Origin of the sequence: Geodermatophilus pulveris (assembly GCF_900188375.1) — a bacterium.
Taxonomy (GTDB): Bacteria; Actinomycetota; Actinomycetes; order Mycobacteriales; family Geodermatophilaceae; genus Geodermatophilus; species Geodermatophilus pulveris.
The window spans coordinates 1-24,942 of the sequence record NZ_FZOO01000004.1 but is presented as its reverse complement, the minus strand read 5'-3'; the positions used below and the strand labels follow the sequence as shown (position 1 = coordinate 24,942).

Here is a 24,942-nt window from a genome sequence, read left to right as displayed (position 1 = left end):
CTGCGACCGGGTTAGGCGAGGCTAACCTCCGCTCGCCGCGACGTCCAGCCCGGGACAGGCAGAACGGCGCCGCCCCGGCCGGGGCGGCGCCGTTCCGGTGCTGCAGGGGTCAGTCGTCGTCGCGGTCGGGGCCACCCCAGCCGCGGCCGCCGCCCCAGGGACGGTCCTCGCGGGTCGAGTTGACCCACTCGGTGACCTTCTCCTCCAGGCCGGCCAGCCGCTCGTCGGCGACCTCCTGCGGCATGCCGCCTTCCTCGACGGCCTCGGCGATGCCCTCCTGCTGGGCGGTGACCAGCGCGTCGACGAGCGCGTCGACCTCGACGCCCTGCCCCTCGGCGACCTTGGCCAGCGTGGCGTCCTCGGCCTGCAGCGCGGTCCGCAGCTCGTCCTCGGTCATGCCCAGCGTCTCGGCCGCGGTGTCCAGGCCGCGCCAGCCGCCGCCGTGGTGGCCGCCGTGCCAGCCGGGGCCGGCCTCGCTGAGCGTGGTGGCGACCTCGTCGGCCTGCTCCTGGGTGATGGACCCGTCGTCGACCAGGCCGGTGAGCGCGTCCTTGATGCGGTCCACGACCGTCGACGACGTGCCGGCGGTCTCGTCGGTGGCGGCCACGGCCGGGACGGCCACGGCCAGCCCGGTGAGCGTCAGGGCGCCGGCTACCGCGCCGACGACCAACTTCCTGCGCATGGTGGTCTCCTCGTTCCGCGGCCGGTGTGTCCAGCCGTCCACACGAGGATCGGTCCGGAACCTGTGACGGACCTGTCAGTGGCCCGTGGCCTCTCTGGACATCAGCGGGACCGCTGTTCACCCGGTCCTCCCGGTCCGTGCACCCGGGCGTCGTCCGGGGGTCCGCCGGGCGCAGCAGCGTGGTCCGGGTCCCCAGCCCCTCCGAGGACGGAGCCGCCCGTGTCCCCCTCCCCTGACCGTCGTCCCCCGGCCGCCCGCGGCCTGTCCCGCCGGCACCTGCTGCAGGGCGCCGTGGTCCTCGGCGCCGGGGCCGGCCTGGGCGCCCTGGGCGGCACCGCGCCGGCCGCGCTGGGCGCCCCGGCACTGCTGCGGTCCCGCCCCGAGGCGCGCTGGGGTGTGCAGAGCGGGGACGTCCGGGCGCGCTCGGCGGTGGTCTGGTCCAAGGCCGACCGCCCGGCCCGGATGCTGGTGGAGGTGGCCGCGACGGAGGACTTCCGGCGACCCCGCGGGCACTGGTCGGTGGACGTCGGCCCGGACACCGACCACACCGGGCAGGTGCGCCTCGAGGGCCTGCCGGCCGGGACGGAGCTGTTCTACCGGGTGCGGTTCGACGACGGCGGGCGGCTCGGGGAGGCGCTGGTCGGCCGGCTGCGCACGGCGCCGCGCGACCGGCGGGACGTCAGCTTCGCCTGGTCCGGGGACGTGGCCGGCCAGGGGTGAGGCATCAACCCCGGCACCGGCGGGATGACCGGCTTCGAGGCGGTGCGCCGGCTGCAGCCGGACTTCTTCATCCACTCCGGCGACAACGTGTACGCCGACGGGCCGCTGGAGGAGACCGTCGAGCTGCCCGACGGCTCGCTGTGGCGCAACCTCGTCACGCCGGAGAAGAGCAAGGTCGCCGAGACCCTCGACGAGTTCCGCGGCCAGTACCGCTACAACCTGATGGACGCCAACGTGCGCGCCATGGCCGCCGAGGTGCCGCTGGTGGTCCAGTGGGACGACCACGAGATCACCAACAACTGGTACCCGGGCGAGGTGCTCACCGACGAGCGGTACACGGTCCGGGACGTCGACACGCTGGCCGCCCGCGCCCGGCAGGCGTTCCGCGAGTACACGCCGATCGCCGGCGACCGGGTCGAGCGGGTGCTCCCGCACGGCCCCCTGGTGGACGTCGTCGCGCTCGACCTGCGCACCCACCGCGGGCCGAACACCGCCAACCTGGCCACCGAGGGGCCCGAGACGCGGATCCTCGGCGAGGAGCAGCTGGCCCGCGTGGCCCGCCGGCTGCGGACGTCGAAGGCGCTGTGGAAGGTGGTCGCCTCCGACATGCCGCTGGGCCTGGTGGTGCCCGACGGCGAGGTGGCGCAGGAGGGCATCGCCAACCGCGACCCCGGCCGTCCGCTGGGCCGGGAGACCGAGGTCGCCCGGCTGCTGTCGGACCTCAAGCGGCACGGCGTCCGGAACGTGGTGTGGCTGACCGCCGACGTCCACTACACCGCCGCCCACCACCACTCGCCCGAGCGCGCCGCGTTCACCGACTTCGACCCGTTCTGGGAGTTCGTCACCGGCCCGCTGCACGCCGGCACCTTCGGGCCCAACGACCTGGACGCGACCTTCGGGCCGAAGGTGGTGTTCTCGCGGACCGCCGAGGCCCCCAACGAGGTGCCGAGCGACACCTCGCAGTTCCTCGGGCACGTGCGCATCGACGGCGACAGCGGCGTGATGACCGTGGAGCTGCGGGACGTCGGCGGGCGGGTGCTGCACACGACCGACCTGACGCCGGCCTGAGGGCTACCCCCGCCCGGTGTCCCGGTCGTACCGCCGCCGCACCCACGCGCGGCCGGCCAGCCCCGCGCCGGTGAACACGACGGCGTTGACCACCGCCCAGGTCCAGCCGCCGACCAGCAGGCCGAAGGCGAAGCCGAGCGCGCCCCAGGCGAGCTGCCTGACGAGGAAGGAGCCGAACGGCTCGCTGAGGTGGTGCTCCATCCAGGCGCGCTCCTCGGCCCGGTGGCGCTGCCGCCCCCGCCCGACGGCCCGTCCGTAGCGGCTGCGCGGCCGCGGGTCCGACTCGTCCACCCGTCCCTCTCCTCGTCCCGGCGGCCCCCCGCCGGCAGGACGTTCCGGCACCGGGCGACCGGGCGCAACGCGGGCCACCCGTCCGTGAGCAGCGCGGACGCCGGTCCCGCCGCTGGCGTGCTGCCCGTGCGCGGCGGGGCGGGCAGGACGACCGGCGTCAGCCGATCTCCCGGCCTACCCCGGCCCGGCCGGAGCGGGACGCGCTGCGCGCGCTGCTGCACGACTGCGCCCGGCACGGCTGGGCCGGGCAGACCCGCGGGCACGACCCGGCGACCTTCCGGGACCACGTCCTGGGCCGGGTCGCCTGGGCCGCCTCGCTCGACCCGGTGCTCGGCGCGCGGCTGCACGCGCTGGCCGCGCGCATCGACTGGGGGTGAGCGGCGGTCAGAGCTCGACGGCGAGGGTCCCGTCGGCGGCGCCGGCCACGGGCCGGAACCCGCACCGGCGGTAGAGGTGCACCGCGGGGTTGCCCGCCTCGACGCTCAGGCTCACGCGCCGCAGCCCGCGCCCGTGCGCCTCCGCGAGCACCCTGTGGACGAGGTCCGAGCCGATGCCGGCGCCGCGGTGGCCGGGCCGCACCCACACGCTCAGCTCCGGGACGCCGTCGGCGACGAAGCCGTAGCCGGGGTCGCCGGCGTCCAGGAACAGCAGCCACGCGACGCCCACGACGAGCCCGCCCCGTTCGGAGACGAACCCGAGGTCGCCGCGCTCGGGCCGGAGGTCGGTGTAGTGGCGGAAGGCGGGGGTCTCGTCGACGTCCCGCTGGGTGAACCGCTGCCCGCCCGCCCAGTCGAGGTTGGCGAGGGTCGCCGTCCGGAGCAGCTCGCGGTCGTCCCCGGTGAGGGCGCGGACGGTCGGCTCGCTCGGCACGGGCTGACTGTCACACCCCGCCGACCGGTCAGTAGGGCGGGGGGTCGGTGACGGCGGTCAGGCCGGTGGGCGTGGTGACGGTGAGGGTGCCGTCCGGGCCCAGGGTGTGGGTCCAGCCGGGGGCCTGGTGCTTGCCGCGGTGGTCGGTGGTGCAGAAGCCGGCGAGGTCGGCCGCGGCGGTGGGCCCGTCGGGCCAGCGGCGGAGGTGCTCCAGCTCGCCGCCGGTGGGGATGCGGCGGCGGCAGCCGGGGAACCGGCAGCGCCGGTCGCGGGCGCGCACCCACCGGTACAGGTCGGCGCCGGGGCGGTAGCCGCCGGTGGGGCCGGGGGCGCCCAGGCCGGGGCGGCCGGTGAGGTCGTGGCCGCAGGCGTGCGGGCGGCGGTGACAGGCGGGGCGGGCGCAGTGCCCGGCGCGGCGCAGCCCGGGCAGGTCGGTGAGTGCGCGCAGCGCCCCGCTGACCGCGTCGGTGACCGCGATCCGGGGCCGGTCGGCCAGCCCGCCCCGCCGGTGGCGGCCAGCAGCGCGGCCAGCTCCCCGCGCTGGGCGTCGGCGGCCGCGGCCAGCGCGGCGAGCGCGTCGTCGGCCGCGGTCACCCGCCCGGCCGGACCGGCGGCCCAGGTGGTCTCGGTGGCGGCGTCGGCGCGCTGGGCGGTGCGCACCACCCGCCCGGCGTGCCCGAGGGCCAGCCCGGCGGCGTGCACCGCCGCCCCGGCGTCCTGCACCGCCCGGTCCGCGGCCGACCACCAGCCGTCACCGGACGGCGGGGGCAGGTCCTCATCCAGGGTCGGCGCCGGGCGATCACCCCCGCCGTCCCACCCGCCGGGATCCGGCGGGGTACCGGGTGACCAGCCCGGGTCACCGGCGGTCGGCGCGTCGCCGAACGCCTCGCGGACCAGCTCGTCCAGCCACCGGTCGAAGTCCGCGGCATCCAGCTGGTCCGCCGCCCGGTCGATCGGACCACCGGCCCGGTCCCCCGACAACCGGAGCGTCCGGGCTGTCGCCGGTGTCCGCGCTGTCGGTGCCCACGCTGTCGGTGCCCACGCTGGGGATGTCCGCGCTGGGGGTGTCCGGGCCAGCGGTTCCAGCGCCGGCGGTGTCCGAGCTGGGGGTGTCCGCGCCAGGGGTGTCCGCGCCGGGCGGGTGCGCGCTGTCAGGGTCCGCGGCGACGGGGTCCAGGCCGGCGAAGGCCCGGGCCAGCCGGCGCACCATCTCCGCGGGCACCGGCTCACCGTCCACCTCACCGGGGGCGTCCCCACCCAGCAGGGTGGCCACCGAGGCGACCACGGTCAGCAGCACCCGCACCGGCGGCAGGTCCGTCTCCCCCGGGCGCAGCACCAGGTCCAGCAGCGCATCGACCGCCGTCCCCCCGCGGGTGCGCGGCGGTCCGTCGGGGTCGTCGGCCAGCGCGTCGGCACAGGCCAGCAGCGCGGCGTGCAACGCCCGCGCCTCCGGCATGGTGCACACCACCGTGAGCGCGGCCATCCCCGCCGCCCGCTCCGGGCGCAGGAACACCCCGCGCCCGCGCAGCGCGGTCGCCAGCCGGCGCGCGTGGGCGGCGGCGTCCCGGCGGGCCACCACCACCCGCGCCTTCGCGCTCAGCTGCGCCGGCGTGGTGACCCGCTGCCGGCGGCCCACCCAGGCGAGCAGCTCGGCCTCCGCCTGCGCGCGCGCACCCCGTCCTCGGCGATCGGGGCGACCTTGTCCAGCAGGTGCCACAGGTGCCCGCGGTGCACCACCCCGGCCTCCAGGGCGGCCAGCGTGCCCGGCAGCCGGTGCACCAGCATCAACGACTCGACCAGCAACGCCTCCGCCGCCGGCCGGTCAGGTTCAGCGCAACAGCCAGCTCCGGGGTCGCCCACTCCGACACCGGCTGCAGCACCTCGGACCGGGCCGCCCATCGCTCCGCCGACATCGCCCCGGGCGCACCCGGCGCCCGGTCGGCCGACGCCGGCCGGGACGCCGCGAACGCGGCCACCGCCCGCGCCCGCACCGCCAGCTGGCGGGCCATCTCCCGGTCGGCGGCCTGCACCGCGCCCAGCGGACCCGACGCCCACCCCACACCGGGCGCCACCACACCCGAAGCGGCTGCGAGGACGGCGTCGGACACGTGTCGATCATGCGTTCGACCAGTGACGGTGGCAAGAGAAAGGCGCAGGTCGAGCGTAGACGGGATGGGCTCGCGGTGGACCGGCACTGCACGACGCGGGCCCGGGTGGGCACGGACGACGGCGGGCGCCGCCGGTCACGAGGACCGGCGACGCCCGCCGCGGTGGTGCCGGCGTCAGCCGGCGACGGTGATCCGGTCCGTGGCCGGCGGGGCGACCGGCTCAGCAGACAGGTACGCGATCAGCGCGTCGACGTCGAAGCCGGGCTGGTTGACCGCGTTCGTCCCCTCGGTCAGCACGGTGAACCCGTCACCGCCCCCGGCCAGGAAGTTGTTCACCGTGATCCGGTAGGTCGCGGCGGTGTCGACCGCCGTCCCGCCGATGGTGAGCGAGCCGGGCACCACGGCACTGCCGTCCGCGGCGACGGTGTAGCGCACCGAGTCCGACGGGGCCAGCACCCGGCCGACGGCGAACTGCTGGTCCAGCAGCGCGTACAGCTGCGCACCGGTGAGGTCCAGCGTGGTGAGCAGGTTGTTGAACGGCTGCACCTCGAACGCCTCGCCGAAGGTGACCACCCCCTCGCCCTCGCCGGCGTCGGAGGACGCCTGGAGCAGGTCCGCGCGCACGCCGCCGGGGTTCATGAACGCCGCGACCGCGCCGGCCTCGTCGTCGGTGGCCGCGAGCTGGGCGTCGGCGATCAGGTTGCCCAGCGGGGACTCCCCGTTCAGGTCGCCGACCAGCGGCTCCTGGGCCCGCACGACGTCCGCGGTGACCGCCCCGACCGGCTCGTCGGCGATCGGCTCGGCCAGCGCGGCGTACCGGTCGACCAGCGCCTGGGCCTCCGCGTCGGGCGTGACGTCCCGGCTGACGACGACGTTCTCGGCCGCCTTGGACACGACGTCGCCGGTCCGCCGGTCGACCTGCAGGTCCACGTCGGTGATCAGCCGGCCGTTGGACAGCGCCTGGGTGACCAGCTTGCCGTCGACCTCGTCCTCGCCCTGGCACACGTAGCCGTTGTGGTAGTGGCCGGTCAGGACGACGTCGACGGCGTCGGTGACGCGCTCGGCGATGTCGAAGGCCGGGCCGGTCGGCTCCTCGCAGGCGTTGGGGCCGCCGCCGGCCTCCCCGCCCTCGTGCAGCGACACGACGATCGCCTCGACGCCGTCGGCCTGCAGCTCGGCGGTGTAGCGGTTGATGGTGGCGACCTCGTCGAGGAACTCGTTGTCGGCGATGCCCTCGGCGGAGACGATCGACGGCGTCTCGTCCAGGGTCAGCCCGATGACGCCGACCTCGACGCCGTCGAAGCGGTGGACGACGTACGGCGGGAGGATCGGCTCGCCGGTGTCGCGGACCACCACGTTGGCGGCCAGCCAGGTGGCGTCCGACCCGTCGTAGCCGTCGCCGTCCAGGCAGCCGTCCTCCGGGTGGCAGGCGCCGCCGTCGACGATCCGCTGGAGCTCGTCGACGCCCTCGTCGAACTCGTGGTTGCCCACGGTCGCGATGTCGAGGCCGAGGGCGTCCATGGCGTCCACGGTGGGCTCGTCGCGGAACAGCGCGGACAGGAACGGGCTGCCGCCGATCATGTCGCCGTTGCTGACGGTGAGGCTGTGCTCGGCCTCCGCCTCCAACTGGCGCAGGTGCGTGGCGAAGGAGGCCAGGCCGCCGGCGTCGACGGTGCTGCCGTCGGCCATCGTCACCCGCCCGCCGGAGCCGGACGGCGGCTGCAGCGCGCCGTGGAAGTCGTTGAAGGCCAGCAGTTGGACGTCGACCGGCGGGGGGCCGGCCTCGTGCGTCGGCGCGGCGGCCGCGGGGGCGGCGGTGGCGAGGGCGAGGACGGCCAGGCACGCGGGTGCGGTCGCGGCCGTCAGGGGACGGGGCCTCATCGGGTTCTCCTCCGTCGACGACGAGTCAGAGCGTCCGCACGCTATGTCGCCAGCATGGCCGTGTGGAACCCGGCCGGGTGAACAGCGAGGGTCAGGGCTCCACCGTGCCCAACCCGCCGGGGCCACGCCCGAGGAAGTAGGCACCCAGCGCGCCGGCCAGCGTGGCGAAGACGGCGACCGAGTAGACGGCCAGCACGACCTCGACCACGCGGGCCAACCCACCCTCGGCAGCCAGCGGCTCGCCGGTGATCGTGGCCAGCGCCGTCTGGTGCAGCGCCGTCGCGTAGGCGTCGTAGTCGCCGGTGACGTAGAGCAGCTGGCTCACCGCCAGGACGACGACGCCGGTGACCCCGACGAGCCAGCCGATCCGCCCGGTCAGCAGCCGGCCGGCCGACCGCGAGCCCCGGACGGCGGCGGACAGGATCCCGCCGAGCCGCGCCACCCGCAGCACCGACAGCGCGCGGACGAACCGCAGGAACGGGACGGCGAGGAACACCAGCTGCCACCAGTTGCGCGCCCAGAACCGCCGCCGGTCGGGCGCCCGGTACGCGCGCAGGGAGAACTCCACGACGAACACCGCCCACAGCACCCAGCCGGCGACCGTCAGCGTGGTGACCAGCCAGGCCTCACGGGCCAACGACTGCCCGAGGACGACGAGCACGAACACCAGCCCGAGCACGCTCATCGGCCGGTCCAGCTGACGGGCCAGGCCCTCGGCCTCCCGCCGGTGTGGCCGCGACCCCGCTGGTGTGCTCGCATCCATGCGCACGGGCCTACCCGCTGCCGCGGTCGCACACTGGGCCGGTGACCCCGGAGAGCGCCGACGACCCCGCCAACCGGCGCGGCGTCGTGCGCCTGCTGAACACCACCGGCGGGCGGCTGCTGTGCCTGGCCGGCGCCGTCGACGCCGCCGCCGTCGACGCCTTCTGGCGGCGTTACGGCCGGGAGCCGGCGCGCGTCGACCGGATCGACGCCCGCTCGGTGACCGCCCTGTCCGCGCCCGGGGCGGAACTGCTGCTCGACCACGTGGAGGCCGCCGAACGCGCCGGCCGCCCGGTCGAGCTGCGCCCCTCCCCGGCGGTCACCCGGGTGCTGACCGGCCGCGAGCGGGGCTGACGGTCAGCTCCCGGACGCCGGCGGCCACGTCCTGGCCACCATGGTGAGCACGTCGTAGGTCGCGACCGGCCGCCCGTCGGTGTCGACGACGACGGCGTCCCAGCGGACCTCGCCGTGGTCGGCGCCGCCGCGCGGGGTGATCTGCTTGCAGGTGAGCGTGACGGTCAGCTCCTCCCCCGGCTTGACCGGGGTGAGGAAGCGCAGGTCGTCGACGCCGTAGTTGGCCAGCACCGGGCCGGGGTCCGGGTCGACGAACAACCCGGCGGCCCACGAGACGATCAGGTAGCCGTGCGCCACCCGGCCGCCGAAGAGCGGGTTCGCGGCGGCGGCCCGCTCGTCCATGTGGGCGTAGAAGGTGTCGCCGGTGAACTCGGCGAAGTGCTCGATGTCCTCCAGCGTCACCGCCCGCGGGCCGGCGGTGACCGAGTCGCCGATGCGCAGCTCGGCCAGCGACTTGCGGAACGGGTGCACGCCGTCGTCGTGCCGCTCCGCCCCGCGGACCCAGCGGCCGCCGACCGCGGTGAGCACGTCCGGCGAGGCCTGCACGGCGGTGCGCTGCATGTGGTGCAGCACGCCGCGGATGCCCCCGAGCTCCTCGCCGCCTCCGGCGCGGCCGGGACCACCGTGCACGAGCACCGGCAGCGGGGAGCCGTGGCCGGTGCTCTCGCCGGCGTCGTCCCGGTCGAGCACCAGGACGCGGCCGTGGGCGTGCGCGGCGCCGAGCACGAAATCCCGGGCGAACTCCCGGTCGTGCGTCACCACCGAGCCGACCAGGCTGCCCTGACCGCGGGCGGCGAGCTCCACGGCCTGCGCCGCGCCACCCGCGCCGGTGACCTCGTAGGGCAGCACCGTGCTGACCGGGCCGAACGCCTCGACGTCGTGCGGCTCGGCGGCGGCCGGGTCGTCGCAGCGCAGCAGCAGCGGCGGCAGGAAGGCACCGCGGTCGCGGTCGGCCCCGACGACCGCGAAGTGCTCGGGGTCCCCGGCGACCAGCTCGGCCACGCCGCGCAGCGCCTTGACCGAGCGCAGCACCTCCTCGCGCTGGTCCAGGCTGGCCAGGGCGCCCATGGTCACGCCCTCGGCCCCCGGCGCGCCGACGACGACGTCCGCCAGCCGCTCCCGGGTGGCCCCGACCATGTCGTCGACCAGGTGGCGCGGGACGAGCGCCCGGCGGATGGCCGTGCACCGCTGGCCGGCCTTGACCGTCATCTCGGTGACCAGCTGGTCGACGAACAGGTCGAACTCGGGGGTGCCCGGGCCGGCGTCGGGCCCGAGCACCGAGCAGTTGAGCGAGTCGGCCTCGGCGTTGAACCGCACCGAGCCGGCCACGACGGCGGGGTGGCTGCGCAGCTTGCGCGCGGTCGCGGCCGACCCGGTGAAGGACACCAGGTCCTGGCCGCTCAGCCCGTCCAGCAGGCCTGCCGGGCTGCCCGCGAGCAGCTGCACGGAGCCCTCCGGCAGCAGGCCGCTGCCGACGACCTCCCGCACGACCGCCTCGGTGAGGTAGGCGGTCTGGCTCGCCGGCTTGACGATCGTCGGCACGCCGGCGAGGAAGGCCGGGGCCAGCTTCTCCAGGAAGCCCCACACCGGGAAGTTGAACGCGTTGACCTGCACCGCCACCCCCCGCAGCGGGGTGTACAGGTGCTGGCCGAGGAACGTGCCACCCCGGCCGAGCGGCTCGACCGGGCCGTCGAGCACGGTCGTGTCGTCGGGCAGCTCGCGGCGGGCCCTCGACGCGTAGGACAGCAGCGTGCCGAAGCCGCCGTCGACGTCGACCGCGCTGTCCGCGTCGGTGGCGCCGGTGCGGCGGGACAGGGCATGGAAGGCGTCCTTGCCGGCCACCAGCCGCAGGCCCAGCTGCTTGAGCAGCCCGGCCCGCTGGTGGAAGGTCAGCTCGCGCAGCGCCGGCCCGCCGACGGTGCGGGCGTGGTGCAGCATCGCGGCGACGTCCAGGCCGGTGCTGCTGACCCGGGCGACGGTCTCCCCGGTCACGGCGTCGGCGATCGGCGTCCCCTCGTCCGGCGCGGCGTACCAGCGGCCGGCGGCGTAGCTCTCGAGCAGGGGTGCGGTCATCGGGGCTCCTCGGCGGCGGGAGGGGTCAGGACGGGCGGGTGCGCAGGCCGCAGAACGTCGTGGTGACGAGCGCGTCGGCGAGGTCGTCGGCGGACAGCCCGCCGTCCGGGCGGTACCACTCGACGAGGGAGTTGACGGTGCCGAACAGCAGCCGGCTGGTGACGGCGGGGTCGACGTCGGGACGCACGTCCCCCTGCTCCTCCGCGGCGCGCACCAGGTCGGTGACCACCCGGTCGAACCGGCGGCGCCGCTCCAGCGCCGCCTGCTCGACCGGGGAGTTGCCGCGCACCCGCAGCAGCAGGGTGACCGACGGCAGCTCGGCGGCGAGCACGCGCACCGACCCGCGGACCACGTGCTCCAGGCGGTCGATGGCCGGCCCGGTGGTGGCGGCCGGCTCCTCGGTGACGGCGAACAGCGCGTCGAGGGCCCGGTCCAGCGCCAGCCGGAGCAGCTCGACCTTGCCGGACACGTGGTGGTAGATCGCCGACTTGGTGACCCCGAGCCGGACGGCGAGCTCCTCCATGCTCGTGGCGTCGTAGCCGCGCTCGTTGAAGACCGCGACCGCGACGTCGAGCAGCGAGTCCAGCGAGTGCCCGGGGCGGCCCCGCCGTCCGGTCGTGGCGCCCGCCGCGGTCACGCGCGCTCGCGGTGGTCGTAGAGCCGCTTGAGCTTGCCCATCGACCGGGCCAGGGTCTCCGGGTCCACGACGAGCACCTCGATGCTGGTGCCGACGGTGTCCTTCACCGCCCGGGCGACCTCGGCGGCGGCGGCCGGCCGGCGCTCGGGCGGGCAGTCCGGACGGGCCTCGACCCGGGCGGTGAGGTGGTCCAGCCGGCCGCGGGTGGTCAGCTCCAGGGTGAAGTGCGGGGACAGCCCCGGCGTCCGCAGCACGATCTCCTCGACCTGGGTCGGGAAGAGGTTGACCCCGCGCAGGATGATCATGTCGTCGGTGCGGCCGGTGACCTTCTCCATGCGGCGCATGGCCGGCCGGGCGGTGCCCGGCAGCAGGCGGGTGAGGTCGCGGGTGCGGTACCGGACGACCGGCATCGCCTCCTTGGTCAGCGAGGTGAAGACCAGCTCCCCCCGCTCGCCCTCGGGCAGCACCTCGCCGGTGACCGGGTCGATGACCTCGGGGTAGAAGTGGTCCTCCCAGACGTGCAGGCCGTCCTTGGTCTCGACGCACTCCTGCGCGACGCCGGGGCCCATGACCTCGGACAGGCCGTAGATGTCGACGGCGTGGATGCCCGCGCGCTCCTCCATCTCCCGGCGCATCTGCTCGGTCCACGGCTCGGCCCCGAAGATGCCGATCTCCAGCGAGCTGGCCCGCGGGTCCAGGCCCTGCTTCTCGAACTCGTCGATGACGGTGAGCATGTAGGAGGGCGTCACCATGATCACCCGCGGCTCGAAGTCGGTGATCAGCTGGACCTGCCGCGGCGTCATGCCGCCGGAGACCGGGATGACCGTGCAGCCGAGCTTCTCCGCGCCGTAGTGCGCACCGAGCCCGCCGGTGAACAGCCCGTAGCCGTAGGCGTTGTGCAGCCGGTCGCCGGCCCGGCCGCCGGCCGCGCGGATGGAGCGGGCCATGACCGTGGCCCAGGTGTCGATGTCGCGCCCGGTGTAGCCGACGACGGTCGGGCGGCCGGTGGTGCCGGAGGACGCGTGCACCCGGCGCACCTGCTCCTGCGGGACGGCGAACATGCCGAACGGGTAGTTGTCGCGCAGGTCGGCCTTGCTCGTCGTCGGGAACCGCGCGAGGTCGGCGAGCTCCCGGCAGTCGTCGGGGTGCACGCCGGCCGCGTCGAAGGCCCGCCGGTGGTGCGGCACGTGGTCGTAGGCGTGCCGCAGGGTCCACCGCAGCCGCTCCAGCTGCAGGGCGCGCAGCTCGTCGGCGGACATCCGTTCCGCCGGGTCGAGCACCGCCGGGTCGGGGGGCGCGCCCAGGCGCCGGGTCGGATCGCTGGTCACAGCCGTCATGGCGGGGGCCTCCGGGTCCTACAGCGTCGTCGCCGGGCGGTCGGGGGCCTGACGCCGGAATACCGACCGGATGGTCAGGTAATCAACTCCCTCCCGCGGGGCTCTGTCAAGGCCCCGCGGGACGCCGCGCACCGGGCTTGCGCGGCGGGGTGGCGTCGGGCACACTCAATACCGACCAACTGGTCAGTAATTGGCTCGAGTCGCACCCCCGAGGGGACGAGATGTCGGCACCCACCCTGGAACGGCCCGCCCCGGACGAGACGGCGCTGCAGCGGCAGTTCGACGCCACGATCGCCGCCGACCACCGCATCGAGCCCCGCGACTGGATGCCCGAGGGCTACCGCCGGACCCTCATCCGGCAGGTCGCCCAGCACGCCCACTCGGAGATCGTCGGGATGCAGCCGGAGGGTGACTGGCTGCTGGCCGCGCCCAGCCTGCGCCGCAAGTCGGTGCTGCTGGCCAAGGTCCAGGACGAGGCCGGCCACGGCCTGTACCTGTACTCCGCGGCGGAGACCCTCGGCGCGGACCGGGCCGACCTGACCGACAAGCTCATCGAGGGCAAGCAGAAGTACAGCTCCATCTTCAACTACCCGACGCTCACCTACGCCGACGTCGGCGTCATCGGCTGGCTGGTCGACGGCGCGGCGATCTGCAACCAGGTGCCGCTGTGCCGCTCCTCCTACGGGCCCTACGCGCGGGCGATGATCCGGGTCTGCAAGGAGGAGTCCTTCCACCAGCGGCAGGGCTACGAGCTGCTGATGACCATGATGCGCGGGACGCCCGAGCAGCGGGCGATGGTGCAGGACGCCGTCGACCGCTGGTGGTGGCCCTCGCTGATGATGTTCGGCCCGCCGGACGACGCCAGCCCCAACTCCGCGCAGTCGATGGCGTGGGGCATCAAGCGGCACACCAACGACGAGCTGCGCCAGCGGTACGTGGACATGAGCGTCCCCCAGGCGCAGGCCCTGGGCGTCACCCTGCCCGACCCGGACCTGACCTGGGACGAGGCGAGCGGCCACTGGCGCACCGGCCCGATCGACTGGGACGAGTTCACCCGCGTCATCAGCGGCAGCGGCCCGATGAACGCCGTCCGCATCGCCCGCCGGCGCGCCGCCCGCGACGACAACGCCTGGGTCACCGAGGCGGCCACGGCGTACGCGGAGAAGCACGGTGCCTGACGTCACCGCGGAGGGCGGGCACGGTGCCGTCCCGACCGGCCCCGAGGTGCCGGTGGAGCCCCGGCGCCGGGCGGTGCGCCGCGACTGGCCGCTGTACGAGGTGTTCGTCCGCGGCAAGCGGGGCCTCAACCACGTGCACGTCGGCTCGCTGCACGCCCCCGACGACGAGATGGCCATCGACGCCGCCCGCGACCTCTACACCCGGCGCAACGAGGGCGTGAGCATCTGGGTGGTCAAGGCCGTCGACATCACCGCGTCCAGCCCCGACGAGAAGGACCCGCTGTTCGCCCCGAGCGGCGACAAGGTCTACCGGCACCCGACGTTCTACGAGATCCCCGAGGGCGTCCCCCACATGTGAAGGACCCCCTCCCTCCCCCGCACCTCGTTCCTCGGCTCGGGGACCCCTGCGAGGGGGCCCTTCCAGCACGTCACCAGGAGTCACCATGCACGAGGAGACCGTGTACGAGGCGCTGGCCAACGCGCAGGACGACGGGCACTGGGCGTTCGGCACCGGCTTCGACGAGCCGCTCGCCGGGGTCGACACCACCGTGCCCGACGGCGTGGACCCCACCGACCTGGGCGCCTACTGCCTGATGCTCGGCGACGACGCCCTGGTGCTCGCGCAGCGGCTGACCCAGTGGATGACCAACGCGCCGGAGCTCGAGGAGGAGGTGGCGATCGGCAACGTCGCCCTCGACCTGCTCGGCCAGGCCCGGTTGCTGCTGGCCCGCGCCGGCTCGGTCGGCGTGCTCGGCCGCTCCCGCGAGCTGGCCACCGACTCGGTCCCCGACGAGGACGCGCTGGCCTACTTCCGCGCCCCCGGCGAGTTCCGCAACACCGCCCTGGTCGCGGCCGAGAACGGCGACTTCGCCCGCACGATGGTCCGGCTGCTCGCCGCCGCCACGGTCCGGCTGGCCGTCCTCGCCCGGCTGCGAGACTCCCGGGACCCGGTGCTCGCCGCCATCGCCGCCAAGGGCGTCAAGGAGGTCGCCTACCACCGCGACCACGCCGCCCGCTGGGTGCTGCGACTGGGCGACGGCACCGGCGAGTCCCACCGCCGCGCCCAGGACGGCGTCGACGCGGTGTGGCCGCTGCTGGCCGACCTGTCCACCGCGACCGACGTGGAGACCCGGCTGGCCGCCGCCGGCGTCGCCGTCGACCCGGCCGACGTCCTCGACGAGGTGCGCGGCGTGCTCACCCAGGTGCTCGACCAGGCGACGCTCCGGGTACCGGAGTGGCCCCCCGCCGCCGCCCCCCGGGGCCGGGTGGGCGAGCACGGGCCGGAGCTGGCCGAGCTGCTCGGCACCCTGCAGGGTCTGGCCCGCCAGCACCCGGCGGCGACGTGGTGAGCGCCGTGCAGACCGACCCGCGGGCGGTGGCCGCGACGGTCACCGACCCCGAGCTGCCGATGCTGACCCTCGCCGACCTCGGCGTGCTGCGCGACGTGCGCACCACCGACGACGGCACCGTCGTCGTCGAGATCACCCCGACCTACTCCGGCTGCCCCGCCATGGGCGTCATGCGGGCCGACCTGCTGCACGCGCTGCACGCGGCCGGCTTCCGCGACGTCGAGGTCCGCACGGTGCTGTCCCCGGCGTGGACCACCGACTGGATCTCCGAGGCGGGCCGTGGCGCGCTCGCCGCCGCCGGCATCGCCCCGCCGGGCCGGGCGCCGGTCCGCTCCCCCGGGCCGATCCCGCTGCAGCTCGGCCCCGCCCGCCGCACCGCCGCCTGCCCCCAGTGCGGCTCGCCGGACACCGTGGAGCAGAGCGAGTTCAGCGGCACCGCCTGCAAGGCCCTGCGCCGCTGCCGCGCCTGCGGGGAGCCGTTCGAGCATGTCAAGGAGATCTGAGTGAGCGCACCGCCCCGCCGGCCGCGGTTCCACCCGCTGCGCGTGGCCGGCGTCGAGCGGCTGACCGACGACGCGGTCGCGGTCACCTTCGACGTCCCCGACGAGCTGGCCGACGACTACCGGTTCCGGCCCGGCCAGGCGCTCACCCTGCGCCGGGTCGTGGGCGACCGCGACGAGCGCCGCTCGTACTCCATCTGCGCGCCGGTGGGGGCCGCGCCGCGGGTCGGCGTCCGCGAGGTGCCCGGCGGGTTCTTCTCCTCCTGGCTGGTGCACGAGGTGGCGCCCGGCGACGAGATCGAGGTGCTGCCGCCGTCGGGCACGTTCACCGCCGACCTGACCCGCCCCGCCGACCACGTCTTCGTCGTCGCCGGCTCCGGCATCACCCCGGCGCTGTCGCTGGCCGCCACCGTGCTGCGCGACGGCGAGTCGACGGTCACCGTCTTCTACGGCAACCGGCGCACCAACACGGTGATGTTCGCCGACGAGCTGGCCGACCTCAAGGACCGCCACGGCCCGCGGCTGCAGCTGGTGCACGTGCTCTCCCGCGAGCCGCGGGACGCCGAGCTGACCAGCGGCCGGCTCGACGGTGCCCGGCTGCGCACCCTGGTCGAGAACCTGGTCGACGCCGAGCACGTCGACCACTGGTGGCTGTGCGGCCCGCACGGCATGGTCAGCGACGCGCGCGAGCTCCTCACCGGGCTCGGCGTCCCCGGCGAGCGGGTGCACCAGGAGCTGTTCTACGTCGACGACGTCCCGCCGGAGCCCGTCCGCGGCGACGAGGAGACGGTGACCGGTCCCAGCAGCCAGGTCACCGTGGTCCTCGACGGCCGCTCGACCACCCTGGCCCTGCCCCGGGACGAGCCGGTGCTCGACTCCGCCCAGCGGGTGCGCTCCGACCTGCCGTTCGCCTGCAAGGGCGGGGTGTGCGGCACCTGCCGGGCGCGGGTCACCGACGGCGAGGTGCAGATGCGCCGCAACTACGCCCTCGAGCCCGAGGAGGTCCAGGCCGGCTACGTGCTGACCTGCCAGACGCTGCCGGTCTCCGAGGCCGTGACCGTCGACTACGACGCCTGAGGGCCCCGTGGTCGCCGTCCCCGTCGGTGCCGCGGCGGAGCTGGTGGTCGTGGTGACCCAGGAGATGACCGTGCACTTCGACGAGCTGGGTCCGGTGCACCCGGTGTACGCGACGTACACCATGGCCAAGCACTTCGAGGAGGCCGGGCGCAAGCTCCTGCTCCGCCACCTGGCCCCCGGCGAGGCCGGCATCGGGCGGTCGGTCTCGGTGGACCACCTCGGCCCCAGCTGGGTGGGTGACACCGTCCGGGTGACCGCGCGCTGCGTCGAGGCGCGCGGCAACCGGCTGACCTGCGCGTGTGTCGCCACCGACGCCGCGGGCCGGGAGCTGGGCCGCGGCAGCACCGTCCAGGTGGTCCTCCCCGAGGCGGAGCTGGCCGCCCGGATCGGGGAGGGCGCCCGCCGCCGCGGACCGTAGCCACCAGCGGCGCCCGGTCAGTGCCGGCCGTCGGAGGCGTCGGTGGCCTCGGCGCTGACGCCCCCGCCGAGGAAGGCCGCGGTGACGCGCGGGTCGGTGGCGAGCGTCGCGGCGTCCCCGTGCAGGACCACCCGGCCGCGGTCCATGACGGAGACGGAGTCGGCGACGGCGAAGGCGGCGCGGGCGTTCTGCTCGACCGCGACGAGGGTCAGCCCGTCGTCCCGGAGCCGGCCCAGGGCGGTGAATATCTCCCCGACCAGCCGGGGTGCGAGCCCGACGCTGGGCTCGTCCAGGACCAGCACCCGCGGCTGGGCCATCAGGCCGCGGGCGATGGCCAGCATCTGCTGCTCACCGCCGGACAGCGTCCCGGCGGCCTGCTGCAGCCGCGGCTGCAGCCGCGGGAACAGCGCCAGCGCCCGGTCGCGCACCCGGGTGCGCTCGGCGGCCGGCTGCCGGCGGCGGGTGTAGGCGCCGAGCACCAGGTTGTCCTCGACGGTCAGGGTCGGGAACACCAGCCGGTTCTCCGGCACGTGCGCCAGCCCGGCCCGGGCCAGCCGCTCGGGCCCGGAGCCGGTCACGTCGACGCCGGCGAGCCGCACCGTGCCGGCGGTGGCCGGGACCAGCCCGGACAGCGCCCGCAGCAGCGTGGTCTTCCCGGCGCCGTTGGCGCCGATGACGGCGACCAGCTGACCCTCCCCGGCGTCCAGGTCGACGCCGTGCAGCACCTCCAGCCGGCCGTAGCCCGCCGCCAGCCCCCGGACCTCCAGGCTCACCGCGCCTCCCCCGGCCCGGCCTCGGCCACGGCGACCGCGGTGCTGTCCTCCGGGTCGACGCCGAGGTAGGCGGCGATGACGGCGGGGTCGTGCCGGACCTGGTCCGGCGTGCCCAGGGCGATGCGGACGCCGTCCTCGAGCACGGCCACCCGGTCGGCGAGGGCGAGCACGGCCTCGACGTCGTGCTCCACCAGCACGATGGCCATGCCGCCGGCGCGCAGCCGGCGCAGCAGCCGGGCCAGGTCCCGCCGCTCCGCGCCGGACAGGCCGGCCATCGGCTCGTCGAGCAGCAGCAGGTCCGGTTCCAGCGCCAGCGCGCGGGCCACCTCGACCAGCCGCTGGCGGCCGAAGGGCAGGTCGACGGCGAGCCGGTCGGCGTCGGGCCCCAGGCCCAGCAGGTCGAGCAGCTCGCGCGCCGAGGCCTCCACGGCGCGCTCCTCGCGCCGGGCGGGGAGCACCAGGGCCGCCCCGACCAGGCCGGCGCGGCTGCGCAGGTGCCGGCCGACCATGACGTTGCCCAGCACCGTGGCCGACCCGAAGATCTGCAGGTTCTGGAAGGTGCGGGTCGCACCGGCGCGGGCGGCCACGTGCGGCTTGCGCCCCTCCACCCGGGTGCCGGCCACCGTCACCGTGCCCGCGGTGGGTACCACCGCACCGCTGACCATGTTGAACGCGGTCGTCTTCCCCGCGCCGTTCGGCCCGATCAGCGCCACGATCTCCCCGGCGTGCACGGTGAGGTCCAGGTCGTCGACCGCGGTGACGCCGCCGAAGCGCTTGGTCAGCCCCTGCACCTCCAGCAGCGGCGTGCCGGCGGGGGCCCGGCTCTCGCGGGCGAGCAGTGGGCCGTCGTCGGGGGCGGGGGCGGGCCCGCCGTCGGGCGGGGCGCCGCCGGCGGCCAGGTCCGACCCGGACAGCCGCCGGCGGGCCGTGGTCCACAGCTGGTGCAGCCCACCGGGCAGGAAGATCATGATGACGGTGAGCAGGATGCCGAAGCCGATCAGCTGCACCTCGCCGACCGCACCGGGCACCAGCTCGGGGATCAGCCGGCGCAGCCCGTCGTCCAGCCCCTCGACGGCGAACGCGCCGACCACCGCGCCGTAGACCGTGCCCACCCCGCCGAGCACCGCCATCAGCAGGAAGGACACCGACAGGGGGAAGTTCGCCGCGTTGGGGTTGATCACCCCGAGCCAGTGGGCGAACGCCGTGCCGGCCACGCTGGCGAACGCCGCCGACAGCACGAACACCTGCACCCGCAGCCGGAAGGTGTCCACCCCCAGGGACTCCGCGGCGACCTCGGAGTCGTTGACCGCGCCGAGCGCCCGGCCGATCCGGCTCTCCACCACGTTGCGCGCCAGCAGCAGGCCCAGCAGCACGACGGGGACCAGCAGCAGGAAGTACTCGGTGGTGGAGTCGTAGGTGCGGGCGTTGAACTGCGGCTTGGGCACGCCGAAGATGCCCGAGGTGGCCCCGAGGAACTCCGACTCGGTGGCCAGGACGGTGACGATGATGCCGAAGCCGAGCGTCGCCAGGGCCAGGTAGTGCCCCCGCAGCCGCAGCAGCGGCAGCCCGACCAGCAGCGCCACCGTCATGGTCACCGTGACCGCGGCCACCGAGGCGAGCACCGGGTTGGTCTCGTAGCGGGTCACCAGCACGGCCTGGGTGTAGGCGCCGATGGCGAAGAAGCCGGCCTGCCCGAGGCTCACCTGCCCGGCCAGGCCCATCAGCAGGGACAGCCCCAGCGCCGCCAGGGCGTAGATCAGCGCGTACACCCCGACGTTGGTCACGCTGGGCGGGGCGAGGAACGGGAACGCCACCAGCAGCACCGTGAGCACGGACATCCCGACGACGTCGCCGCGGCGGGAGCGGCGGCCGTGCGCCCCGGTCAGGGGCAGCGCGCGGCGGGCCACGGCGTCAGACCCGCGCTTCCGCGTGCCGCCCGAAGACCCCCGAGGGCCGGGCGACCAGCACGATGATGAGCAGCAGGAACGCCACCGCGTCCCGCAGGCCGGTGCTCACGTACCCGGCGGTCAGGTTCTCCAGCACGCCGAGCAGCAGCCCGCCCAGCACCGCACCGCGCACGGAGACCAGCCCGCCGAGCGTGGCGGCGACGAAGCCCTTGAGCCCCAGGGTGAGGCCGGACTCCCAGGAGGTGAAGTAGACGGGGCTGGCCAGCACCCCGGCGACCGCACCCACGCAGCCGGCGATGAGGAAGGCGGTGAGCGAGGCCCGGCCCAGCGAGATGCCCACCAGCCGGGCGGCCACCGGCTGCTCGGCGCAGGCCCGCAGCGCCTTGCCCGCCAGGGTGCGCTCGTAGAACCAGTACACGGCCAGCGCGACCAGCCCGGCGACGGCGAGGATCCACAGCTCCTGGTACCGGATGCTCACCCCGCCCACGGTGACGCCGCCGGGCGTGATCGGCGTGAGGCCCTCGGCGTTCGGCCCGTACACGAGCAGCATCAGCGCCTTGAGGCCGGTGGAGACGCCGAGGGTGAGGATGAGCGACACCAGCGTCGTCATCCGCTTGACCGGGGCGATGGCCAGCCGCTCCATGAGGACGGCGACGACGGCGACGCTGGCCACCGCCACGACCGCCGCGGCCGGCAGCGGGAGCCCGCTGCCGGCCGCGGAGATCGCCACCAGCCCGGCGAGGGCGGCGAACTCGCCCTGCGCCAGGTTGATGACCCCGCTGACGGTGAAGACCGCGACGAAGCCGATGGCGATGAGCGCGTAGACCGCGCCCTGGCTCAGCCCGGCGAAGACCAGCTGCAGCAGGTCGACCACCGGACTGTCAGGCGCCCTGGTCCGGGAGCAGCGTCCAGTCCCCGTCCTGCACGCCGACCAGCACCAGCGCGTCCTTGGACAGCCCCGAGTGGTCCTCCGGGGTCATGGTGAACGTGCCGCTGATCCCGACGAAGTCCTGGACGCCCTCCAGGTGGTCGCGGATCGCCTGCGGGTCGGTGCCCACCTCGCGCAGCGCGTCGATCGCCAGCTGCCAGGCGTCGTAGGCGTGCCCGGCGAAGGTGGACGGCTCCTCGCCGTACTCGGCGGTGTAGTCCTCGATGAAGGAGGTGATGACTTCCCGCTGCGGGTCGTCCTCGGGCAGCTGGTCGGCGACGACCAGCCGGCCCAGCGGTGCGACCAGCCCGTTGGCGGCCTCCCCGGCGGTGTCCAGGAACACCTGGTTGCCGATGCCGTGGCTCTGCATGACCGGGGTGGTGATGCCCAGCTGCGCGTACGCCCGCTGGGCCAGCCCCGCCGCCGGCGGGATGCCCCAGATGACGTTGACGTCGGCCGCGGCGTCGCGCAGGTTGACCATCTGCGCGGTGAAGTCCGTGGCGTCGGGGGCGAACCGCTCGACGGCGACCACCGAGATGCCGGCCTCCGACCCGACCTCGTCGAAGATCTCCTGCACGCCCTCGCCGAAACCCGAGGCGTCGCGGGCCAGGCCGATGGTGGTCCAGCCCTGGTCGGCCATGTACTCGACCATGCGCTCGATGACCACCCGGTCGTTCTGGGCGCTCTTGAACACCCACTCCGACCCCTCGACGATGGCCGCGTTGGCGGCCAGGGAGATCATCGGGATCTGGCTGGCCTCGGCGATGGGGCGCATCGCCAGGCTGGGGCCGGTGCGGCTGGCGCCGAGCACGACGTCCACCTGGTCCTGGCTGACCAGCTTGTTCATCGCCTGGGCGGCGGCGTCCTCGGTGGACTGGTTGTCCTCGATGATCAGCTCGACCTCGCGGCCGTCGATGCCCCCCTCGGCCTCCAGCTGCCCGGCGAGCAGCTCCAGGGCCTGGCGCTCGGGCACGCCGAGCGAGGCGCCGGCCCCGGTGATGTCCAGGACGGCGCCGATCCTGATCGGCCCGGACTCGTCCGTGGCCGCTGCGTCGCCCCCGCTGTCCGCCGACTCGGCGCAACCGGCGAGGCCCAGGGTCAGCGCGGCGGCGCAGGCGGCGACGCGCGCGCGGGTGGTCCGTCGACTCACGAGTTCCTCCGGGTGCCGCTCGGTAATCGGACAGTCTGTTCGAAGCCGGTGCAGACTAGCAGGAGTGTGGCACGGCTCACAGGCTCCCGGCACGTGACCGCCGGGACCGCGACCGTCTTGTGTCCTGCGGCACACCGCCGTAGACTCCGACCGGTAAGCGGGCAAGGTGTTCGTCTATCGGACGATGACGTCGACAGGAGCCCCCATGGCAGCCAGGCCCTTCGCGTCCTCCGCGGACCTCGGCGTCAAGGAGCAGACCCTCGAGGTCCTCGCCGACGGCGTGTACGCGCTCACGGCGGAGGGGGACCCCAACGTCGGCGCGATCGAGGGCGAGGACTTCCTCGTCTGCTTCGAGGCGCTGGCCACCCCGGTCGCCGCCCGCCGCTGGCTGGCCCGGCTGCGCGAGCACACCGACAAGCCGGTCCGCTACCTGGTGCTCAGCCACTACCACGCCGTCCGCGTGCTCGGCGCCAGCGCGTTCGACGCCGAGGTCGTCGTCAGCTCCGAGCAGACCAGGCACCTGATCGCCGAGCGCGGCCAGCAGGACTGGGAGAGCGAGTACGGCCGGATGCCGCGGCTGTTCGAGGAGCCGGAGTCCATCCCCGGGCTCACCTGGCCCACCATGACCTTCCGCGACCGGCTGACCATCTCCCTCGGCGGGGACCGCGGCGAGCTGGTGCTGGCGTTCCTCGGCCGCGGGCACACCGAGGGCGACGTCGTGGCCTGGCTGCCGGAGCAGCAGGTCCTGTTCGCCGGTGACCTGGTCGAGTCCCAGGCCGCCCTCTACACCGGCGACGCCTTCCACACCGACTGGGCCACCGGCACACTCGACCGGGTCAAGGCCCTCGGCGCGCAGCAGCTGGTCGGCGGCCGCGGCCGGATCGCGCGCGGCCGCGAGGAGGTCGACGCGGCCATCGAGCAGACCCGCGACTTCCTGCTCACCATGCAGCGCACCGTCGGCGACGTGCACCGCGCCGGCGGCACCCTCACGCAGGCCTTCGAGGCCACCCACGCCGCGCTGGCCCCGCAGTACGGCGCCTGGCCGATCTTCGAGCACTGCCTGCCCTTCGACGTGCAGCGGCTGTGGGACGAGCTCTCCGGCATCGAGCGGCCGGTCATCTGGACCGCCGAGCGCGACCGGCAGGTCTGGGACGAGCTGCAGGGATGAGCGCCCCGACCGACCGGGACCTGCCCGTGCTCGTCGTGGGCGCCGGGCCGGTCGGGCAGACCGCTGCGCTGCTGCTGGCCCGCTGGGGGCTGCGGGTCGTCGTGCTCGACGGCCGCCGCGAGCGGGACGCGGTCGGCAGCAAGGCGATCTGCCAGCAGCGCGACGTCCTCGACGTGTGGGACGCCGTCGGCGTCGGCGCGGAGGTCGCCCGCCGCGGGGTCACCTGGACCACCGCGCGCACCTTCCACCGCGACCTCGAGCTGTTCAGCGTCCGCTTCGCCGACCGCGGGCGGTCCCCCTTCCCGCCGTTCGTCAACATCTCGCAGTGCGAGACCGAGCGGCTGCTCGACGAGCGGATCGCCGCCGAGCCGCTGGTCGAGGTCCGCTGGGGGCACCGGGTCACCGGCGTCGAGCAGGACGACGGCGGCGTGACCCTCACCTGCGACGACGGGACCACCGTCCGCGGCTCGTACGCCGTCGCCTGCGCGGGCCCCCGCAGCGACGTGCTGCGCTCGGCCCTCGGGCTGACCTTCGCCGGCGAGACCTTCGACGACTCCTTCCTCATCTGCGACGTCCGCACCGACCTGCCCGGCTGGGAGACCGAGCGCCGGTTCTACTTCGACCCGGCGTGGAACCCCGGCCGCCAGGTGCTCATCCACCCCTGCCCGGACTCCACCTTCCGCATCGACTGGCAGGTGCCGCCGGACTTCGACCTGGCCGCCGAGGAGGCCTCCGGCGGCCTGGACCGGCGGGTCCGCCAGGTCATCGGCGACCGCCCCCACGAGGTCGTGTGGCGGTCGGTCTACCGGTTCTCCTCCCGCGTCGTCGACCGCATGCGGGTCGGCCGGGTGCTGGTCGCCGGCGACGCCGCGCACCTGGTGTCCCCGTTCGGCGCCCGGGGCCTGAACTCCGGCGTCCTGGACGCCGAGAACGCCGCGTGGAAGATCGCGTTCGTGCTGCGCGGCTGGGCACCGGAGTCGCTGCTGGACAGCTACCACGACGAGCGGCACGCCGCGGCCCTGGAGAACATCGAGGTCACCGGCGCCACCATGCGGTTCCTGGTGCCCGGCACCGACGCCGACGCCCGCCACCGCCTCGACGTGCTGGAGCGCGCGGCGACCGACCCCGCGGCCCGGGCGCAGGTCGACTCCGGCCGGCTCGCCGAACCGTTCTGGTACGTCGACTCCCCGCTCACCACGCCCGACGAGCGGCGTCCCTTCCCCGGGCGGCCGGCGCGCGGCGCCGTCCCGGTCCCGGCGCCGGGCGTGCTGGTGCCCGACTGCCCGGTGACCGCGCCCGGCCGGCCGGACGTCGCCCGGCTGCGCCAGCTGGCCCGCGAGGGGGTGACCGTCCTGCTCGGGGACGACGCGCAGGCCCCCGCCCCCGACGCGCCCGGCGGCCCGCCGGTGTCGGTGCACCGGATGACCGCGCTCGACGGCACCGGCCTGCTCCGCGAGGCGCTCGGCGCCCGGCCCGACGAGACCTGGGTGCTGCGCCCGGACGGCCACGTGGCCGCGGTCCTCACCGACGCCGCCGACGTCGGCCCCGCGGTGGCCCGGCTGCTCGCCCGCCCCCTGCCCAGTCCCGTCGCGGCCTGAAGGAGGACGGTGGTGCCGGATGGCGTTCTACCGGCAGGTGGGTGAGGTCCCGCGCAAGCGGCACACCCAGTTCCGCCGTCCCGACGGCGGGCTGTACTGCGAGGAGCTGGTGG

27 protein-coding genes are annotated in these 24,942 nt (G+C 75.4%); 11 read left to right on the top strand and 16 right to left on the bottom strand.

Features of this window, described 5'->3' with window-relative positions; all coding sequences use genetic code 11:
* Positions 1–109: 109 nt before the first annotated feature.
* Positions 110–682 (bottom strand): hypothetical protein, encoded by a 573-nt coding sequence (locus CHB98_RS09285; RefSeq protein WP_143425045.1) that lies wholly within the window; start codon positions 680–682, stop codon positions 110–112.
* 219 nt (positions 683–901) lie between these two features.
* On the opposite strand from CHB98_RS09285, the gene CHB98_RS22020 reads away from it, so the two are divergent.
* Positions 902–1,402 carry a PhoD-like phosphatase N-terminal domain-containing protein gene (locus tag CHB98_RS22020; RefSeq protein ID WP_218822312.1) on the top strand — a complete coding sequence of 167 codons (501 nt, stop codon included), beginning with the start codon at positions 902–904 and terminating at the stop codon, positions 1,400–1,402.
* Between the two features lie 24 nt (positions 1,403–1,426).
* The gene (locus tag CHB98_RS09280; RefSeq protein ID WP_218822311.1) at positions 1,427–2,470 is read left to right on the top strand and encodes an alkaline phosphatase D family protein; all 1,044 of its coding nucleotides are present in this window, start codon (positions 1,427–1,429) and stop codon (positions 2,468–2,470) included.
* A gap of 3 nt (positions 2,471–2,473) precedes the next feature.
* On the opposite strand, the gene CHB98_RS09275 is transcribed toward CHB98_RS09280, so the two are convergent.
* The 8 genes from CHB98_RS09275 to CHB98_RS09235 form a co-directional block, all read right to left on the bottom strand.
* Entirely contained in the window at positions 2,474–2,761 is a 288-nt protein-coding gene (locus tag CHB98_RS09275) for a hypothetical protein (RefSeq protein WP_089305334.1), read from the bottom strand.
* A gap of 384 nt (positions 2,762–3,145) precedes the next feature.
* Positions 3,146–3,631, bottom strand: coding sequence for a GNAT family N-acetyltransferase (locus tag CHB98_RS09265; RefSeq protein ID WP_089305333.1), 486 nt, complete (start codon positions 3,629–3,631; stop codon positions 3,146–3,148).
* A 28-nt stretch (positions 3,632–3,659) separates the two neighbouring features.
* Complete coding sequence (locus CHB98_RS09260; protein ID WP_089305332.1) at positions 3,660–3,911, bottom strand: hypothetical protein; 252 nt, start codon at positions 3,909–3,911, stop codon at positions 3,660–3,662.
* A gap of 576 nt (positions 3,912–4,487) precedes the next feature.
* On the bottom strand, positions 4,488–5,267 hold the full coding sequence (locus CHB98_RS09255) for a DUF222 domain-containing protein (protein ID WP_089305331.1): 780 nt from the start codon (positions 5,265–5,267) through the stop codon (positions 4,488–4,490).
* The gene (locus tag CHB98_RS09250) at positions 5,228–5,416 is read right to left on the bottom strand and encodes a hypothetical protein (RefSeq protein ID WP_089305330.1); all 189 of its coding nucleotides are present in this window, start codon (positions 5,414–5,416) and stop codon (positions 5,228–5,230) included. Before CHB98_RS09250 ends, CHB98_RS09255 begins: the two co-directional genes overlap by 40 nt.
* Positions 5,416–5,739, bottom strand: a complete 324-nt coding sequence (locus CHB98_RS09245) for a hypothetical protein (protein WP_089305329.1) — start codon at positions 5,737–5,739, stop codon at positions 5,416–5,418. The genes CHB98_RS09250 and CHB98_RS09245 overlap by 1 nt, the downstream gene beginning before the upstream one ends.
* A gap of 174 nt (positions 5,740–5,913) precedes the next feature.
* Positions 5,914–7,620 carry a bifunctional metallophosphatase/5'-nucleotidase gene (locus CHB98_RS09240; RefSeq protein ID WP_089305328.1) on the bottom strand — a complete coding sequence of 569 codons (1,707 nt, stop codon included), beginning with the start codon at positions 7,618–7,620 and terminating at the stop codon, positions 5,914–5,916.
* A 91-nt stretch (positions 7,621–7,711) separates the two neighbouring features.
* The gene (locus tag CHB98_RS09235; RefSeq protein ID WP_245821037.1) at positions 7,712–8,305 is read right to left on the bottom strand and encodes a hypothetical protein; all 594 of its coding nucleotides are present in this window, start codon (positions 8,303–8,305) and stop codon (positions 7,712–7,714) included.
* A gap of 119 nt (positions 8,306–8,424) precedes the next feature.
* Between CHB98_RS09235 and CHB98_RS09230 the strand changes: the two genes are divergently transcribed.
* Positions 8,425–8,736 carry an STAS domain-containing protein gene (locus CHB98_RS09230; protein ID WP_089305326.1) on the top strand — a complete coding sequence of 104 codons (312 nt, stop codon included), beginning with the start codon at positions 8,425–8,427 and terminating at the stop codon, positions 8,734–8,736.
* 3 nt (positions 8,737–8,739) lie between these two features.
* Here CHB98_RS09230 and paaZ read toward each other — a convergent pair whose 3' ends face one another.
* Genes paaZ through paaK form a run of 3 tightly spaced genes read right to left on the bottom strand, consistent with a single transcriptional unit; the run spans position 8,740 to position 12,783 of the window.
* Positions 8,740–10,809: a phenylacetic acid degradation bifunctional protein PaaZ gene (gene paaZ, locus CHB98_RS09225; protein WP_089305325.1), complete on the bottom strand. Its 2,070-nt coding sequence runs from the start codon at positions 10,807–10,809 to the stop codon at positions 8,740–8,742.
* A 25-nt stretch (positions 10,810–10,834) separates the two neighbouring features.
* Positions 10,835–11,446, bottom strand: a complete 612-nt coding sequence (locus CHB98_RS09220; RefSeq protein ID WP_089305324.1) for a TetR/AcrR family transcriptional regulator — start codon at positions 11,444–11,446, stop codon at positions 10,835–10,837.
* Positions 11,443–12,783, bottom strand: coding sequence for a phenylacetate--CoA ligase PaaK (gene paaK, locus CHB98_RS09215; RefSeq protein ID WP_089305323.1), 1,341 nt, complete (start codon positions 12,781–12,783; stop codon positions 11,443–11,445). The genes CHB98_RS09220 and paaK overlap by 4 nt, the downstream gene beginning before the upstream one ends.
* Positions 12,784–13,004: 221 nt before the next feature.
* On the opposite strand from paaK, the gene paaA reads away from it, so the two are divergent.
* From paaA to CHB98_RS09185, 6 genes are all read left to right on the top strand, one after another.
* A complete protein-coding gene (gene paaA / locus CHB98_RS09210) occupies positions 13,005–13,961 on the top strand; it encodes a 1,2-phenylacetyl-CoA epoxidase subunit PaaA (protein ID WP_089305322.1) in 957 nt (318 codons plus the stop codon).
* Positions 13,954–14,319, top strand: coding sequence for a 1,2-phenylacetyl-CoA epoxidase subunit PaaB (gene paaB, locus CHB98_RS09205; protein WP_089305321.1), 366 nt, complete (start codon positions 13,954–13,956; stop codon positions 14,317–14,319). Before paaA ends, paaB begins: the two co-directional genes overlap by 8 nt.
* Before the next feature lie 85 nt (positions 14,320–14,404).
* A complete protein-coding gene (paaC, locus tag CHB98_RS09200) occupies positions 14,405–15,310 on the top strand; it encodes a 1,2-phenylacetyl-CoA epoxidase subunit PaaC (RefSeq protein ID WP_089305320.1) in 906 nt (301 codons plus the stop codon).
* Between the two features lie 5 nt (positions 15,311–15,315).
* The gene (gene paaD, locus CHB98_RS09195) at positions 15,316–15,813 is read left to right on the top strand and encodes a 1,2-phenylacetyl-CoA epoxidase subunit PaaD (protein WP_245821036.1); all 498 of its coding nucleotides are present in this window, start codon (positions 15,316–15,318) and stop codon (positions 15,811–15,813) included.
* Entirely contained in the window at positions 15,814–16,887 is a 1,074-nt protein-coding gene (paaE, locus tag CHB98_RS09190) for a 1,2-phenylacetyl-CoA epoxidase subunit PaaE (RefSeq protein ID WP_089305318.1), read from the top strand.
* Positions 16,888–16,894: 7 nt separating this feature from the next.
* The gene (locus CHB98_RS09185) at positions 16,895–17,305 is read left to right on the top strand and encodes a thioesterase family protein (RefSeq protein WP_089305317.1); all 411 of its coding nucleotides are present in this window, start codon (positions 16,895–16,897) and stop codon (positions 17,303–17,305) included.
* A gap of 17 nt (positions 17,306–17,322) precedes the next feature.
* Here the strand turns inward: CHB98_RS09185 and CHB98_RS09180 are convergent, their stop codons facing one another.
* Genes CHB98_RS09180 through CHB98_RS09165 form a run of 4 tightly spaced genes read right to left on the bottom strand, consistent with a single transcriptional unit; the run spans position 17,323 to position 22,063 of the window.
* Entirely contained in the window at positions 17,323–18,078 is a 756-nt protein-coding gene (locus tag CHB98_RS09180) for an ABC transporter ATP-binding protein (protein WP_218822310.1), read from the bottom strand.
* Positions 18,075–19,985: a branched-chain amino acid ABC transporter ATP-binding protein/permease gene (locus tag CHB98_RS09175; protein ID WP_089305316.1), complete on the bottom strand. Its 1,911-nt coding sequence runs from the start codon at positions 19,983–19,985 to the stop codon at positions 18,075–18,077. The genes CHB98_RS09180 and CHB98_RS09175 overlap by 4 nt, the downstream gene beginning before the upstream one ends.
* 4 nt (positions 19,986–19,989) lie before the next feature.
* A complete protein-coding gene (locus CHB98_RS09170; RefSeq protein ID WP_089305315.1) occupies positions 19,990–20,859 on the bottom strand; it encodes a branched-chain amino acid ABC transporter permease in 870 nt (289 codons plus the stop codon).
* A gap of 7 nt (positions 20,860–20,866) precedes the next feature.
* A complete protein-coding gene (locus CHB98_RS09165) occupies positions 20,867–22,063 on the bottom strand; it encodes an ABC transporter substrate-binding protein (protein WP_179224371.1) in 1,197 nt (398 codons plus the stop codon).
* A 205-nt stretch (positions 22,064–22,268) separates the two neighbouring features.
* Between CHB98_RS09165 and CHB98_RS09160 the strand changes: the two genes are divergently transcribed.
* Together CHB98_RS09160 and CHB98_RS09155 are read left to right on the top strand one after the other, a co-directional pair.
* Positions 22,269–23,231, top strand: a complete 963-nt coding sequence (locus CHB98_RS09160) for an MBL fold metallo-hydrolase (protein WP_089305313.1) — start codon at positions 22,269–22,271, stop codon at positions 23,229–23,231.
* Positions 23,228–24,829, top strand: a complete 1,602-nt coding sequence (locus CHB98_RS09155) for an FAD-dependent monooxygenase (protein ID WP_089305312.1) — start codon at positions 23,228–23,230, stop codon at positions 24,827–24,829. Before CHB98_RS09160 ends, CHB98_RS09155 begins: the two co-directional genes overlap by 4 nt.
* Positions 24,830–24,942 lie beyond the last annotated feature (113 nt).

Coding starts and splice junctions, on each gene's coding strand:
- CHB98_RS09285 (WP_143425045.1), bottom strand. CDS start 682: ATGCGCAGGAAGTTGGTCGTCGGCGCGGTAGCCGGCGCCCTGACGCTC.
- CHB98_RS09280 (WP_218822311.1), top strand. CDS start 1,427: ATGACCGGCTTCGAGGCGGTGCGCCGGCTGCAGCCGGACTTCTTCATC.
- CHB98_RS09250 (WP_089305330.1), bottom strand. CDS start 5,416: ATGCTGGTGCACCGGCTGCCGGGCACGCTGGCCGCCCTGGAGGCCGGG.
- CHB98_RS09240 (WP_089305328.1), bottom strand. CDS start 7,620: ATGAGGCCCCGTCCCCTGACGGCCGCGACCGCACCCGCGTGCCTGGCC.
- CHB98_RS09235 (WP_245821037.1), bottom strand. CDS start 8,305: ATGAGCGTGCTCGGGCTGGTGTTCGTGCTCGTCGTCCTCGGGCAGTCG.
- paaZ (WP_089305325.1), bottom strand. CDS start 10,809: ATGACCGCACCCCTGCTCGAGAGCTACGCCGCCGGCCGCTGGTACGCC.
- paaK (WP_089305323.1), bottom strand. CDS start 12,783: ATGACGGCTGTGACCAGCGATCCGACCCGGCGCCTGGGCGCGCCCCCC.
- paaA (WP_089305322.1), top strand. CDS start 13,005: ATGTCGGCACCCACCCTGGAACGGCCCGCCCCGGACGAGACGGCGCTG.
- paaC (WP_089305320.1), top strand. CDS start 14,405: ATGCACGAGGAGACCGTGTACGAGGCGCTGGCCAACGCGCAGGACGAC.
- CHB98_RS09160 (WP_089305313.1), top strand. CDS start 22,269: ATGGCAGCCAGGCCCTTCGCGTCCTCCGCGGACCTCGGCGTCAAGGAG.
- CHB98_RS09155 (WP_089305312.1), top strand. CDS start 23,228: ATGAGCGCCCCGACCGACCGGGACCTGCCCGTGCTCGTCGTGGGCGCC.